This window comes from Acidaminococcus hominis (genome assembly GCF_022484025.1).
Classification (GTDB): Bacteria; Bacillota; Negativicutes; order Acidaminococcales; family Acidaminococcaceae; genus Acidaminococcus; species Acidaminococcus hominis.
This window is the reverse complement of record NZ_JAKVMG010000001.1, coordinates 1046042-1058559: the sequence shown is the minus strand read 5'-3', so window position 1 is coordinate 1058559 and position 12518 is coordinate 1046042. Positions and strand designations below refer to the sequence as shown.

The 12518-nt window shown below is 54.2% G+C and carries 17 protein-coding genes and 1 pseudogene; 12 read left to right on the top strand and 6 right to left on the bottom strand.

Annotated features, from left to right (window positions below; translation table 11 throughout):
* Position 1: 1 nt before the first annotated feature.
* The 5 genes from LKE88_RS04530 (at position 2) to nrdR (ending at position 3808) form a co-directional block, all read left to right on the top strand.
* Positions 2–1033, top strand: a complete 1032-nt coding sequence (locus LKE88_RS04530; protein WP_105327238.1) for a cell division protein FtsQ/DivIB — start codon at positions 2–4, stop codon at positions 1031–1033.
* Between the two features lie 14 nt (positions 1034–1047).
* Positions 1048–1743 carry a DUF881 domain-containing protein gene (locus tag LKE88_RS04525; RefSeq protein ID WP_105327239.1) on the top strand — a complete coding sequence of 232 codons (696 nt, stop codon included), beginning with the start codon at positions 1048–1050 and terminating at the stop codon, positions 1741–1743.
* Positions 1740–2066: a small basic family protein gene (locus LKE88_RS04520; RefSeq protein ID WP_105327240.1), complete on the top strand. Its 327-nt coding sequence runs from the start codon at positions 1740–1742 to the stop codon at positions 2064–2066. Before LKE88_RS04525 ends, LKE88_RS04520 begins: the two co-directional genes overlap by 4 nt.
* A gap of 130 nt (positions 2067–2196) precedes the next feature.
* Complete coding sequence (gene ftsZ / locus LKE88_RS04515; protein ID WP_105327452.1) at positions 2197–3309, top strand: cell division protein FtsZ; 1113 nt, start codon at positions 2197–2199, stop codon at positions 3307–3309.
* Positions 3310–3331: 22 nt separating this feature from the next.
* Positions 3332–3808 (top strand): transcriptional regulator NrdR, encoded by a 477-nt coding sequence (gene nrdR / locus LKE88_RS04510; protein ID WP_105327241.1) that lies wholly within the window; start codon positions 3332–3334, stop codon positions 3806–3808.
* A gap of 80 nt (positions 3809–3888) precedes the next feature.
* Here the strand turns inward: nrdR and LKE88_RS04505 are convergent, their stop codons facing one another.
* Positions 3889–4881 carry an aldo/keto reductase gene (locus tag LKE88_RS04505; protein WP_105327242.1) on the bottom strand — a complete coding sequence of 331 codons (993 nt, stop codon included), beginning with the start codon at positions 4879–4881 and terminating at the stop codon, positions 3889–3891.
* A gap of 126 nt (positions 4882–5007) precedes the next feature.
* Here LKE88_RS04505 and LKE88_RS04500 point away from each other — a divergent pair, with 126 nt between their 5' ends.
* Positions 5008–5895 carry a LysR family transcriptional regulator gene (locus tag LKE88_RS04500; RefSeq protein ID WP_118286861.1) on the top strand — a complete coding sequence of 296 codons (888 nt, stop codon included), beginning with the start codon at positions 5008–5010 and terminating at the stop codon, positions 5893–5895.
* On the opposite strand, the gene LKE88_RS04495 is transcribed toward LKE88_RS04500, so the two are convergent.
* Positions 5892–6419, bottom strand: a complete 528-nt coding sequence (locus LKE88_RS04495; protein ID WP_105327244.1) for a flavodoxin — start codon at positions 6417–6419, stop codon at positions 5892–5894. The two genes, LKE88_RS04500 and LKE88_RS04495, sit on opposite strands and share 4 nt — an antisense overlap.
* 178 nt (positions 6420–6597) lie before the next feature.
* Between LKE88_RS04495 and LKE88_RS04490 the strand changes: the two genes are divergently transcribed.
* Together LKE88_RS04490 and LKE88_RS04485 are read left to right on the top strand one after the other, a co-directional pair.
* Entirely contained in the window at positions 6598–6927 is a 330-nt protein-coding gene (locus tag LKE88_RS04490) for a cupin domain-containing protein (protein ID WP_105327245.1), read from the top strand.
* A 166-nt stretch (positions 6928–7093) separates the two neighbouring features.
* A complete protein-coding gene (locus LKE88_RS04485) occupies positions 7094–7351 on the top strand; it encodes a hypothetical protein (protein WP_118286862.1) in 258 nt (85 codons plus the stop codon).
* Positions 7352–7439: 88 nt separating this feature from the next.
* On the opposite strand, the gene LKE88_RS04480 is transcribed toward LKE88_RS04485, so the two are convergent.
* Positions 7440–7703: a LysR family transcriptional regulator gene (locus LKE88_RS04480; RefSeq protein ID WP_105327247.1), complete on the bottom strand. Its 264-nt coding sequence runs from the start codon at positions 7701–7703 to the stop codon at positions 7440–7442.
* Between the two features lie 369 nt (positions 7704–8072).
* Complete coding sequence (locus LKE88_RS04475) at positions 8073–8762, bottom strand: Crp/Fnr family transcriptional regulator (protein ID WP_105327248.1); 690 nt, start codon at positions 8760–8762, stop codon at positions 8073–8075.
* Between the two features lie 56 nt (positions 8763–8818).
* Here LKE88_RS04475 and LKE88_RS04470 point away from each other — a divergent pair, with 56 nt between their 5' ends.
* From LKE88_RS04470 to LKE88_RS04460, 3 genes and pseudogenes are all read left to right on the top strand, one after another.
* Positions 8819–9346, top strand: a complete 528-nt coding sequence (locus LKE88_RS04470) for a nitroreductase (RefSeq protein WP_105327453.1) — start codon at positions 8819–8821, stop codon at positions 9344–9346.
* 12 nt (positions 9347–9358) lie between these two features.
* Positions 9359–9895 (top strand): flavodoxin family protein, encoded by a 537-nt coding sequence (locus LKE88_RS04465; protein WP_105327249.1) that lies wholly within the window; start codon positions 9359–9361, stop codon positions 9893–9895.
* A gap of 43 nt (positions 9896–9938) precedes the next feature.
* Positions 9939–10328, top strand: a pseudogene (locus LKE88_RS04460) (TIGR04076 family protein); the annotation flags it as partial.
* A 366-nt stretch (positions 10329–10694) separates the two neighbouring features.
* Here LKE88_RS04460 and LKE88_RS04455 read toward each other — a convergent pair.
* Positions 10695–11432: a LysR family transcriptional regulator substrate-binding protein gene (locus LKE88_RS04455; protein WP_276802854.1), complete on the bottom strand. Its 738-nt coding sequence runs from the start codon at positions 11430–11432 to the stop codon at positions 10695–10697.
* Entirely contained in the window at positions 11317–11676 is a 360-nt protein-coding gene (locus LKE88_RS04450; protein WP_276802852.1) for a LysR family transcriptional regulator, read from the bottom strand. Before LKE88_RS04450 ends, LKE88_RS04455 begins: the two co-directional genes overlap by 116 nt.
* Positions 11677–11805: 129 nt before the next feature.
* Between LKE88_RS04450 and LKE88_RS04445 the strand changes: the two genes are divergently transcribed.
* Positions 11806–12516, top strand: coding sequence for an RraA family protein (locus tag LKE88_RS04445; RefSeq protein ID WP_105327252.1), 711 nt, complete (start codon positions 11806–11808; stop codon positions 12514–12516).
* Positions 12517–12518 lie beyond the last annotated feature (2 nt).

Sequence of the window (12518 nt, the reverse complement as noted above, 5' to 3'; positions counted from 1 at the left end):
AATGAACAAGCCAAAGGTTTTTCGCCCCCGGCTTCACACCAGAAAAAGCGGTCAGGAGGAAGCCCGGGAGAAACAACGAGAGCAGGCTCCCGTCCAGGAAGAACGGGCTTTCCAGCGGCAGCTGCGGGAAGCCCGGGAGGCACGGGAAGCCCGGGAACGCTGGCAGGAAGTAGAGCAGCGGGAGCGGGAAAAGAAGGCGGAGGAGGCAAACGCGCCTCGTAGCCGGACCACCTACCATGAACGGCGCCGCAATAAGCGCAGTACTCCTCCGGAGGAAAACCTGGAGCATTTGACCACCCGGCAGAGAATCCGGAAAAGACGCCGGCTGAACAAGGTGAAGCTCTTTCTCATGCTGGGCTCCATTCTGCTGCTAGTGGCCTCCTACGTGCTGCTGCACCAGCCCTGGCTGGCCTTTGGACGGCTGGACGTCCAGGGCAACAGCCGGGTGACCCGGGAAGAAATCAACCAGTGGGGGAATGTGCCCACGCCCCTGAACATCTTTAACGTGGACAAAAAAAGCCTGGCCAAAGCGCTGCAAAACGATTACCGGGTGGAATCCTCCTCCGTGTCCTACGGCTGGCCCAACGTGCTCCGGGTAGTAATCAAGGAGCGGCAGCCGGCCCTGTACGTAGCCTGCGAAGGAGGAGAATACGCCAAGCTAGACCGTACCGGCCACGTCATCGATTTGCAGCCCGGCATTCCTGACGACAGTGCGCCCTATGTATCCGGGTGCTATGTGGGCCAGGTGCAAAAGGGCGACGTAATCAAGAACCAGGACGTGCTGGGGCTTCTGGATTTTCTCAGCAAGCTGAAGCCCGACCTGAAGAAACGGATTACGGAAATTGCCATGGACGACCAGAAAAGCATCAAGATTTTCCTAGAAGGCGGTGTTCCCATTATTATCGGAACCTACCAGAACGGGGAAGAAAAAATGGATACGTTCATTGCCATCTGCCAGGAACTGGAGTCCAAAAAAATCAAAGCAAAATATATTGATCTGACCTACGACAAACCCTACGTGAAACTGCAATAAAGAATGGGGGACTTATGTTACTAAATGGAAAACGGGAAAAGTTCTTCTTATTTTTGGTCTGCCTGATTCTGGGCACCATGATTTCCACCCAATTCCGCAGTGCAGAAAATGCCAGGCACAACACCCTGAACCAGCAGCGGGCTGAGGATTTGGCCGAAAAGCTGCAAAATACGGAAAAAGAAAACAAGGTGCTGACGGAACGGCTGGAAAAACTGGAAGCCCAGGGCTCGGGAACCGACGCGAAAGTCCTGCAAAGCCTGAAGCTCAAGGCTGGGGAAACCCAGGTGCAGGGCCCCGGGGTCCTGGTAACCCTGGACGACAGTAAGGTGACCCCCAAAAACGGGGAAAACCCCAACCTGTACATTATCCATGACGACGACCTGCTGCGGCTCTTGAACGAGCTCAGGGCCGCTGGGGCAGAAGCACTGTCCATCAACGACGAGCGGCTCCTGGACGTTTCCGAGGTGCGCTGTGCCGGTCCTACGGTATCGGTGAACAACACCCGCTTTACCCCGCCCTACGTCATCCGAGCCATTGGGGACCCCAAGACCCTGGAAGGAGCGCTCCGGATGCGGGGCGGCGTGGTGGAAACCCTGAAATTCTGGGGCATCCAGGTGGACGTAGCCCAGAAGAAGGAAATCATCATTCCGGCCTTTAAGGGCACCCGGCATTTTGAATATGCCAAAGCGGTGGAAGGAGGCAAGTCATGATTTATGCAGTGGCTGGCCTGGCTCTGGGCATCGCCATCGGCGTGTACCTGCCGGTCTTTCCCCAAGCCTACGCCAAACTGGTGGCGGTGGCCTTTATGGCCTGCCTGGACGCAGCCTTCGGCGGTTTTCGTTCCGCCAAGGAAGGCCATTACAACAACAGCATCTTCATCAGCGGCTTTTTCGCCAACGGACTTTTTGCGGTTTTTCTCTGCTACTTTGGCATGAGATTGGGCATAGACCTGTATTATGTGGCGCTTATTGCCTTTGGCCTGAGGATTTTCAACAATATTGCGATCATTCGCCGGCTCTTCATGAAAAAGTAACGGAAAAAGTTGGCGTTTTGCATGAAAAGTGCGTGAAATATTACCTGTCAGATGATATACTATACAGTATAGTGTTATTTTAGAACTACTCAATCTTAGAAAGAAAATAGATTAGGAGGACCATGGTATGATGTTTGAGGCAGATAAGGATAAGCTGGATCAGCCCCTGGAAAAAATAAAGGTTATCGGTGTAGGCGGGGGCGGCAATAACGCCGTTGATCGTATGATCGAAGCCGGGTTGCAGGGGGTGGAATTTGTTGCTGTCAACTGCGACGCTCAGGCTCTGCAAAAATCCAGTGCGCCCACCAAGATTCAAATTGGTGAAGACGAAACGAGAGGCCTGGGAGCCGGTGCCAATCCTGAAGTAGGTGAAAAATCTGCCGAGGAATCCAAGGATGTACTGGCAGAAGTTGTAAAAGGTGCAGACATGGTCTTCATTACCGCTGGCATGGGCGGCGGTACCGGTACCGGTGCTGCTCATGTAGTGGCTGAAATGGCCAAAAATGCTGGTGCCCTGACCGTGGGCGTTGTAACGAAACCCTTCTCCTTCGAAGGCCGTCGTCGTTACAATGTAGCTGAACAAGGGATTGCCAACCTGAAAGCAAAAGTAGATGCGCTGATCACCATCCCCAACGACCGTTTGCTGCAGGTTGTAGACAAGAGAACTTCCATGAAAGATGCCTTCAAACTGGCCGATGACGTACTGCGTCAGGGCGTACAGGGCATCAGTGATTTGATTTCCGTTCCTGGCCTGATCAACGTTGACTTCAACGACGTAAAAGCCGTTATGAGCAACGCTGGCAGTGCTATGATGGGTATTGGTTCTTCCAAGGGTGACGAAGGCGCTGCTGCCGCTGCAGAAGCTGCTGTAAAGAGCCCGCTGCTGGACAGCACTATCGAAGGCGCCAAGGGCGTACTGCTGAACATCACCGGCGGCCCTAACCTGTCCCTGATGGACGTGAACGAAGCCAGCAAGATTATTACCGACGTGGTAGACCAAGATGCCATCATCATCTTCGGTGCCAACATTGACGAAAGCATGGAAGACGAAATCCGGGTAACCGTGATTGCCACCGGTATTGACGAAGGCAAAGGCTCCACCTCTGCCAGACCCCAAAGCTTTGTAAAACCGGAAACCCAGCAAAGCCGTTTCACCCAAAAAGCTGAATCTGCGGCTTCTGCTAAGGTAAGCTCCTTCACTTCTCCTTCTTCGGAGATTCCACCCTGGATTCGCAACAAATAAGCAGTAGAAGGGGGTGTAAGTTATGAAATGTCCATTCTGTTCTTACGGCGACAGCCGGGTAGTCGATTCCCGTTCTATTGATAATGGGGCATCCATCAGACGCAGAAGAGAATGTCCCAAATGTGGACGGCGTTTCACCACTTACGAAAAGTATGAACAAGTTCCCCTGCTGGTCATCAAAAAGGACGGCCGCCGGGAAATGTTCGACAACAAGAAACTTCTGGCCGGATTATTGCGGGCCTTTGAAAAGAGACCCTTCTCCTATGAGCAGATCCAGTCCCTGGCTTCCCAAATCGAAGGGGAACTGCGGGCCAGCGGAGAAAACGAAATCAAGTCCACCCAGATTGGCGAAACTGTCATGAAGTATCTGGAAAAGATTGACCAGATTGCCTACGTACGGTTTGCCTCTGTTTACCGGCAGTTTGCCGATGTGAACAGCTTCATGCAGGAAATTCAAAACATGCTGAAAAAGGGCGGTCCCGATACGGACAAGAAATAATCCGCCGGCAGTGCGGACAACCTGACTGCAAAAAGGCACAGCGCTTAGCGCTGTGCCTTTTTCTCATATGCAGTTTGGAATTAGTACAGTCCGGTTTTCACGTGGGGCACATAGGGTGCCTCCAAAGCTTTGATTTCTTCTTCGTCCAGGTGGATGGACAGGGCGCTTACCGCTTCTTCCACGTGCTGTACCGTGGTGCAGCCCACAATGGGAGCTGTAATAGAGGGCTTGGACAGAAGCCAGGCCAGGGCTTCCTGGGCCATGGAGCGTCCGTGTTTTTGGGCGACGGCAGCCAGGTTATCCACCACTTTTTTATCCTGCTCCTTGGTGGCATCCCACACCAGAGGGGAGACCGTATCCACCTTGGTCCTGGGGGTTATGGTGCCCCAGGGATGGGCACAGCGGCCGCCGGCCAGGGGACTCCAGGGCACCACGGCCATTTTCCGGTCTTGGCACAGGGGCAGGATTTCCCGTTCTTCTTCCCGGTAGATTAAATTGTACTGGGGCTGCAAGGATACAAACTGGGTCCAGCCGTGCTGGGCGGCCAGGTTTTGCAGCCGTTCCAGCTGCCAGGCAAAAATGGTGGAAGCACCAAGGTACCGGGCCTTGCCGCTTTTTACCACGTCGTGGAGGGCTTCCTGGGTCTCCTCCATGGGGGTATTGGGGTCCAGCCGGTGAATCTGGTACACATCCACGTAATCCAGCCCCAGACGTTCCAGACTGTGGTCGATTTCTGCCAGAATGTTCTTCCGGGACAGGCCGCCGCCATTGGGACGGCCGGGCCGCATGGCAAAATTCACCTTGGTGGCCACCACGATTTCATCCCGGTTCAGGCCAAATTCCCGAATGTAGCGGCCGGTATTTTCTTCGCTGCTGCCCATTTGGTACACATTCGCGGTATCAAAGTAATTGATGCCCAGTTCAAGGGCCCGGTGGAACAGGGGCTTGCCGGCTTCGTAGTCCAGCGCCCAGGGAAACAAACCATTTTCCGCACCGGGCTTTCCGAAGCTCATCATACCTAGACAAATCCGGGAAACCTCCATGCCGGTATTGCCAAACTTAACGTAGTCCATAACCGATTCTCCTTTTTATAGTGCCTGCATTTTTGCAGGACTTTTTCTTTTTTGACTTGTTCCGGAGCGATGCCCCAGGTACAATAAAAGCAATAACAATCAATGAATTGACAGGGAGGGACGTGTGTGAATACCAAACAGATGGAATATATTCTGGAGCTGGCCCGAACCGGCAACTTTAACCGGGCGGCGGAAAACCTTTATATTTCCCAGCCCACCCTGACCTACCAGATTAAATTGGCAGAGCAAGAAATCCGTTTCCGGCTGTTTGACCGTTCCGGCCGAGGGGCAGCTCTGACCCCAGCCGGGGAGCAGTTTGTCACTACCTTGCAGAATGTGATGACAGAACTGCGGATTGCCGTAGAGCAGGGACAGAACTTTGCGGCCCGATTCCAGGAGAATCTCCGGCTGGTAATGCCCATCCGTTCGGCGCTGTACTTTTTGCCCCAGGCCCTGGAGCGTTTCGAACAGGAGCATCCGGGGATTTCTGTAACCCCTGGCTTTGATTGGCATCGGGGCATCGAAGCATTTCTTAAAGGCGAGTACGATATCTGCTTTGCCTACCAGGGGGATGTGCGCCATCTGCCAGATGTGCAGCTGCATCCTCTGTTTGACAGCAAGATTTATCTGGTGACCCGGCAGGATGACCCACTGGCCCAAAAAACGCGAATTACGGAGCAGGACCTGGCAGATCGGACCCTGATGGTGGGCGGCCCTTCCCAGGACCCCCTGCGTCAGGTCCAGCGCCGGGTGGTGGAGCATACCGGCTGCCAATATTTCAACAGTGAAAGCCACGACATGTCCCTGACCTATGTGGCCTCCCAGCGGGGAATCGTGCTGTCCCCAGGGTTTCTCAACGACCATACTGGGGCCTTTGCCTGGATACCCTTTGACTGTCCGGAAACCCTGCCCTGCGTGCTGTGTACCCACAAGGAGGACCGCCGCACCAGTGTCTGGCAGTTTGTTGCCCTGCTCCAGGAGCTGTACGCCGGGCAGCCGGATTTTCCCTGCTAAGCCTGTTTTAGGCCGCAGGCCCTGGCCCAGTCCAGCAGCTGCTTTTCTGAAGCATCTACGGCGGCTCCCTGAATAGCCAGGCTCTGGCCCAGACGGGCGCCCTTGCAGGCCTTTAGCAGATCCTTTGCGGCGTGGCCCAGGCCAGAGCCCTCGTGGGTCAGCAGGGGATAAATGGTTTTTCCGGTAAAGTCCAGCATTTCCACCTGGGTAAAGATTGCCATAGGGTAGGTGCCCCACCAGCAGGGCCCCGCAATTACCACCTTGTCGTAGGCGGAAATATCCGTCAGGGGCTGTAAAATCGCCGGCCGGGCGCCAGTGTGCAGCTCCTCCAGGGCCTGTTGGGTGCAGGTGTGATAATCCGTACTGTAGGGTTTCACCGTTTCCACCTGAAAGGTGTCGGCGCCGGTGGCCTTTGCCAGGTATTGGATGGCCTTTTTGGTCTGCCCAACCGGCAGGGAAACAATCCGGCCGTTCACGTAGTTTTCCCCTGACCGGGAATAGTAGAGAAGCAAGGTTTTACTCATAGGAATCATCCTTTCTTGGAACCGGCTAAGGGGCCGGGAATGGTTGGTTGTTTTTTGGATTACTTGTATTGTAGGCTAGTAGATACTTATAAATCAAATTGAAATATTGGATAATCAATTTAAAAATTTAATCGTAGTGTGGAAAATCATTTCTGCTGCACTGTCTAAGGAGGATATTATGCTGCTTCAGTTTTCCAAATCCGAGGAACGGGTTTTTTCAGCTATGAATGGGGGTACAGGAGAAGTGGCTGCCCAGCTATTGCCCTATCCGGGCGGCAAGGTCATTGCCTCCCGGCTGCTGCCGGGAGCGTCCATTGGGCTCCACCGCCACGAAACCAGTACGGATATCAACTTTGTCCTGTCCGGCACGGGCACCGCCCTGTGTGATGGAGTGGAGGAGCCCCTGACTCCGGGCTGCTGCCATATCTGCCCTAAGGGTTCTTCCCACAGCCTGACCAATACAGGGAGCCAGGACCTGGTGCTGCTGACAGTTGTTGTAGAAGGGTAAGAGAAGTACAGCCTGTATAGGCGCACCCGGTCATGCCCCTGCCAATTGAACCCCACGGCCTACCTCCCAAAGTACCCGGTTTTTCTTTTTCTTTCTTTTATATTGTTATGATATAATATACATAATAGGAAGTTGTCCTTGTTTTTTGTAAAGCGAGGTGATGGGTATGGGGAAGTTGTTCCGGGCTTTGGCGAGCTTCGTGTTTGTTCTAGGACTCATTGGCGGGGCTTTGATGGACCTCCTTTGTCTGCTGCCGCTGCTGCTTTTGGCGCTGGGGGTTGAATTAGTGGCGATGTATATTCTCGCCTCGATTTTTGTGTCTCCCGAGCATGCTGGGACAGTGGCCGTCGTCCTTACGGTACTCATGGTGGTTTTTGCACTCATCTACGCCTGGGCGGAGGACCATCAAGACCAGTTGTTTTGATAGCTGCTGTTGTTCCAACAGGTGCACTCTAAAACAAAACACCCCTGAAGAAATGCCAGGCATTTCTTCAGGGGTGTTTTGTTTTATTTTAACTTTGCGGTTCAAATTTTTCAAAAGCCTGGTTGGCTTCCAGCCAGTTCTTGGCCAGGGGCAGCAGCCGGCGGCCATTGTCCGTTAGATCCGCCCGGCGGATTCCCTTGCTGCGCAGCACCAGTTCTGCACCCACCTGCCGTTCCAGGGCTTTCAGCCGATAGCTCACCGTGGCTTGGGATACGTATAAAAGCTTGGAGGCCTTGCTGATATTCCGTACGGTTGCTACAGTCAAAAACGTTTCTACCAATTCCTTATCCATAAGGTGCGCCTTCTAGTATACTTTGTACCCGGTTGGAAGGAAGCCTTCTCCTGGCCCCAGATCAGCAACTGGAGATGCTTTGTGTGATTTGAACAGGACCAGGAAGTGCGCTTCATTCAAAAAACAGAGGGTAAAATGGATTTCAATTCCCCCTAATTTGGGGGATTGGGAACTATTATAGCGAAACGGCAATTTTTCTGCAAAAGGCTGTAGGAATCAACAGCTTTCTTTGGAAATAATGTTAGTATAATGCGTACAGAAAGCAGCGCTTATTGCCTGGCAACAGGGGGCGTGAAGCGGCTATTTTGGGTTGGAAACGATTTGTTGTTTATCATTTGATGCGGAAGAGAAGAAAGAAATTTGGTATACCTATAGGGAAGCCTGGGGCAGGGTTTCCCCGGAGCAGAGCTGCATCAGGCGCTCCGGCTCCAGGATGGTGATGGTCTTTCGTTTGGTTTCGATAATGCCCAGGCGGCGCAGCTGGGTCAGCCCCCGGCTCACGTTGATCAGGCTGACGCCCAGGGTATCCGCCAGTTCTTCCTGGGTCAGGTCCTGGAGCATATTCCGCCGGCCCACTTCGCTGAGCTTTAGCAGGTACAGCAGGTTGCACAGCCGGACAAAGGAGCTGTTGTATTCCTGGTGGGCGCCATCGTAGATTAACAGGTTGGTGTAGGAGGAGAACCAGTCGATGACCCGGCGCACCAGGGCCGGATTGGCTTCAAACAGCTGGGCGAACTGGGCCTGGGTAAATTCGTAGGCCTGGACATGGGTCATGGCCCGGCTCAGCAGGGATTCTTCAATCTTGTAGTGCAGGTAATGGAAGCCGGGGAAAATAGTTCCCCCTGCATGAAAGGAGAGAATCTTCCGGTGGCCGTTTTCGTGGATCAGGTAGTTTTCCACTACGCCGCTTCTGATGTAGTGAATCCGGTCAAACGGTTCGCCCGGTTCCCACAGGTAGTCCCCTTTGCGAAAGGAAACATCCTTGTGGGGCGCTGCGGCAAAATACCCTTCCAGGCTGCGAAAGTCATCAGCAAAAATGTATTTGGGAGTCCATTCCATCGTTGTTCACCTCAGTATATACTGAGATTTATTTTACCATTTTTGGAGGCGAAAAAATGAACGAAATTTTGGCGTGCATCAAGCAGCGCCGGAGCATCCGGAAATTTAAACCGGACCTGATTCCCTGCGAGGACATGGATGCCATCATCGAGGCCGGCCTGTACGCCGCCAGCGGCATGGGCAAGCAGGCCACCAAGATTATTGCGGTCACCAATAAAAAGGTCCGGGATGAACTTAGCGACCTGAACCGGCAAATCGGAGGCTGGAAGCCGGGCTTTGATCCTTTCTACGGAGCCCCGGTGGTGCTTATTGTCCTGGGGGACAAAAGCTGGGTGAACCATGTGTACGACGGCAGCTTGGTAATGGGCAACCTGATGCTGGCTGCCCAGGCCCTGGGCATTGGCAGCTGCTGGATTCACCGGGCCAAGGAAGAATTTGAGCTGCCCTACGGCCAGGAGCTTCTGCAAAAACTGGGTATCCAGGGGGAATGGGAAGGCATCGGCCACTGCGTGCTGGGCTATCCGGAAGGCCCCTTGCCTGAGGCCCCGGCCCGGAAACCGGACCGGGTGTATTATATTGAATAGGAGGCATTACGCATGAAGGTACTGGTGATTACCGGCAGCCCCCATCGGCAGGGCTGCTCGAATTGTCTGGCTGAGCAGGCCATGGCCGGCGCTCAGGCAGCAGGGCACAGCCTGGAACGGGTGGATGCGGCTTTTGCCAATATACATCCCTGTATTGGCTGCAATCATTGCGAAAGCGGCAAGCATCCCTGCATCTACCAAGATGACATGACGGCGATTTATCCCAAAATTGAAAGGGCGGAGGCTCTGATTTATGCTACACCCTTATATTACCATGCTGCATCGGCCCAGTTTCTCACCCTTATCGACCGTTACCATGGCATTGATGAACATATTCGCGGAACCCACAAAAAATGCATTCTTCTGGTAACCGGTTCCAATCCGGACCCTTCCTATATGGATGGTATGCGTATCTGGTTCCAGACGGATATGCGCTATTTGGGGTGGCAGGCAGCCGGCGCTGTCTATGCCCACGGCTGCACAACTGCGGCCCAGCTGAAGGAAACGGCTTTTGCTCAGGAAGCCTATCGGTTAGGTTATACTTTATAAAAACGTTTTTTAGGGAAGCACAACGCAAGAGGAGGAATTTTCCATGCAGTACAAAGTAAAAGTTACGGTAATCGACAAGAAGCTGTACCCGGAGCTCCAGGAGGCCTATTGCGCAGACCCCCAGTCTGGGGCTTGTCCCTGCTACAATGTGGGGGATACCTTCGTATTTGAGCGGTATGGCCTTCAGGACGATTTCTGGCATATGGGGCTGAATACCCTGAAGGAAACCCAGGGGACGGCAGCCGGGGTGGCCGGCGGTCCGGCCATGCCCCATTGCTCCGAGGCCTGGGATGCCATCAGCCGGTATATCTACACCGGCCTGCAAGGAGGCTCCATTATGCGGGGCTGGATGCGGGACGAGCACCAGATGATTGCCTGCTGCTCCGATGGCACCCGTCCGGTTATCTTTAAAATCGAGCGTCTGGACTACAAGCTGGTGAAGCTGCTCCAGGGGGACCTGGCAAAGGCAGCGGCTGCCCTGGGAAGCGTGCCCGGGGTACAGCAAGCCACGGTGCGGGAAGACCTGGGAGCTGTGGAAGTGTATATGGACCGGAACCAGGAAGTGAGCGATGAAGCCCTGCGTCAGGCTCTGGAGGGCAGATCCGTTACCATTGAATAACCTGCAAAAGAAAAACGACCTATTCTGCACTTGGCAGAACAGGCCGTTTTTCTTTTTGGCGGACAATTTAGCACTGCTTTTTTTAGTGGCGATTTCCCCGATTTTGCACCTTGAAAGTACTCCGTCAGTCCCTGCACTTGGCAGAACAGGCTGTTTTTCCTTCTGGTGGACAATTTAGCACTACTTTCTTTTTGGCGTTTCCCCCGGTTCTGCACCCTGGAAGTACTCCGTCAGTTCCTTCAGGAGAATCTTCAGGGCGTAGGACTGGGTTTTGTGTTTTTTGGTCAGACAGCAGATTTCACTGTCAAAATGGGGAATCTGCACCAGGGTAATGGGGGGCTGTTCCTTTTGCAGGGCCTGGTATTCCCGGTTCATCTGGGCGGCAAACTGGGCAAAGGAGAAGGAATAGCCCAGCCCCCGCAGGGTCAGCTTGGTGACGGTTTCTAGGTCGTGGATGGAGTACAGGGGCCGGGGGTTAATGCCCAGCTGATAAAAGAAAGAATCCCCGTTGTTTTTGATGGCCGAATGGATCATCTGGAGAAAGGGTTCCTGGACCAACAGGTCCATAAGCCGGCCCGGGTCCAGCTGCTCCACGGACAGTACGGCGGGCTTTTTGCCGGCGAGCTGCGGGAAGTAGCCTGTGAGCAGCTTTTGGGGCAGCAATAGGCAGAAGGGGTCCCGGTACAGCAGCTGCCGCTCTATATGGCTGGCGGCCGTCCGGGAGGTGGCTACCAGCACATCCAGGGTATCGTCCTGGAGCTGTTCTTCCAGCTGCCGGTAGCCGTCCACCAGGAGGGTCAGGTCAATATGGGGATACTTCTGGTAGAACTGGGGCAGAAAGTCCGGGAGAATCAGCCGGGAGCGGATGGGGGTGATGCCCAGGGTAATATGCCCCCCGCAGGTTCTGGGCCACCTCATCCAGGGTATCGGTGAGCTTGTTTTCCAGGGCCAGCATTTCCCGGGCGTAGGTGACCATGCAGTGACCTGCATCTGTCAGCTGGAGATGGGGACCCCGGAGGAAAAACTGGGTATGGTATTCCTTTTCCAGCCGCTGGATGGCCGAGCTCAAGGTCTGCTGGGAAATAAACAGCTTTTTGGCGGCCTGGGTCATGTTCCGTTCTTCCGCCGTGGTCAAAAAATAAAGCAAACTCCGCTGGTTCATGGGTCCTCCTATCCACAGAATTTTATCTGTGATAATTGACTATAATTAACTGTTTTACACTGTAGCTTGCAAACAGTATACTAAATATATAGAAAAATCGCAAGACTTTCCACAAGAAGGAGCAGAACCATGGAATTACAAGAAAAGAATGGACAGGTAGGGTTTCGCTACCGGACTTGCAGCGGCACGTGCAGCAGCAAGGCACTGAAGGCCCTGGAACCCTACGGCGTATGCAATCTGGCAGACGGCACCCACGGTTTTTATGTGCTGACCCCGGCCATCCACAGCCTGGGGGTGTACCGGAAGGTCATTGGACCCGCAGTGACGGTGGAAATTCCCCCGGGAGATAACCTGATGGTCCACAAGGCCATGGCCCTGATTCAGCCGGGAGCGGTGCTGGTCATCAAGATTACCGGCGAGGGCTGTGCGTCCGCCTGCGGCGGCATTATGCTCCGGCGGATGCAGCGGCTGGGCATTCAGGCCGTCATTGTGGACGGCTACGTAAGAGACCTGGACGAGCTGCTGCAAACGGATATGCCGGTATTTGCCCGGGGGCTGATGCCTGCCGGCTGCAAAAAGAACGGCCTGGGGCAGATCAATTACCCCATTGCCTGCGGGGGCGTGGTTGTCCGGCCCGGGGATATCATCGTAGCAGACCGGGACGGAGTGATTTGCCTGCCGGAAGAAGATGTGCAGGAAGTGGCCCAACGGGCCGCCGAGAAGCTCCAGAAGGAAGCCCGGGCCCTGAAGAACATTGCAGAAGGGCACCTGGTTATGGAGAACGTGGACGAAATCCTGGCCCAGCGGGGATTAAAACAGCTGGGAGGCAAGGAGGGGTAAGC

What these genes read in the sequence shown, in the direction of transcription:
- LKE88_RS04455 (WP_276802854.1), bottom strand. Translation starts at nt 11,432, where the DNA reads ATGAGGTGGCCCAGAACCTGCGGGGGGCATATTACCCTGGGCATCACC.
- nrdR (WP_105327241.1), top strand. Translation starts at nt 3,332, where the DNA reads ATGAAATGTCCATTCTGTTCTTACGGCGACAGCCGGGTAGTCGATTCC.
- LKE88_RS04485 (WP_118286862.1), top strand. Translation starts at nt 7,094, where the DNA reads ATGGGGAAGTTGTTCCGGGCTTTGGCGAGCTTCGTGTTTGTTCTAGGA.
- LKE88_RS04480 (WP_105327247.1), bottom strand. Translation starts at nt 7,703, where the DNA reads ATGGATAAGGAATTGGTAGAAACGTTTTTGACTGTAGCAACCGTACGG.
- LKE88_RS04465 (WP_105327249.1), top strand. Translation starts at nt 9,359, where the DNA reads ATGAAGGTACTGGTGATTACCGGCAGCCCCCATCGGCAGGGCTGCTCG.
- LKE88_RS04530 (WP_105327238.1), top strand. Translation starts at nt 2, where the DNA reads ATGAACAAGCCAAAGGTTTTTCGCCCCCGGCTTCACACCAGAAAAAGC.
- LKE88_RS04445 (WP_105327252.1), top strand. Translation starts at nt 11,806, where the DNA reads ATGGAATTACAAGAAAAGAATGGACAGGTAGGGTTTCGCTACCGGACT.
- LKE88_RS04475 (WP_105327248.1), bottom strand. Translation starts at nt 8,762, where the DNA reads ATGGAATGGACTCCCAAATACATTTTTGCTGATGACTTTCGCAGCCTG.
- LKE88_RS04490 (WP_105327245.1), top strand. Translation starts at nt 6,598, where the DNA reads ATGCTGCTTCAGTTTTCCAAATCCGAGGAACGGGTTTTTTCAGCTATG.
- LKE88_RS04525 (WP_105327239.1), top strand. Translation starts at nt 1,048, where the DNA reads ATGTTACTAAATGGAAAACGGGAAAAGTTCTTCTTATTTTTGGTCTGC.
- ftsZ (WP_105327452.1), top strand. Translation starts at nt 2,197, where the DNA reads ATGTTTGAGGCAGATAAGGATAAGCTGGATCAGCCCCTGGAAAAAATA.
- LKE88_RS04450 (WP_276802852.1), bottom strand. Translation starts at nt 11,676, where the DNA reads ATGAACCAGCGGAGTTTGCTTTATTTTTTGACCACGGCGGAAGAACGG.
- LKE88_RS04470 (WP_105327453.1), top strand. Translation starts at nt 8,819, where the DNA reads ATGAACGAAATTTTGGCGTGCATCAAGCAGCGCCGGAGCATCCGGAAA.
- LKE88_RS04495 (WP_105327244.1), bottom strand. Translation starts at nt 6,419, where the DNA reads ATGAGTAAAACCTTGCTTCTCTACTATTCCCGGTCAGGGGAAAACTAC.
- LKE88_RS04520 (WP_105327240.1), top strand. Translation starts at nt 1,740, where the DNA reads ATGATTTATGCAGTGGCTGGCCTGGCTCTGGGCATCGCCATCGGCGTG.
- LKE88_RS04505 (WP_105327242.1), bottom strand. Translation starts at nt 4,881, where the DNA reads ATGGACTACGTTAAGTTTGGCAATACCGGCATGGAGGTTTCCCGGATT.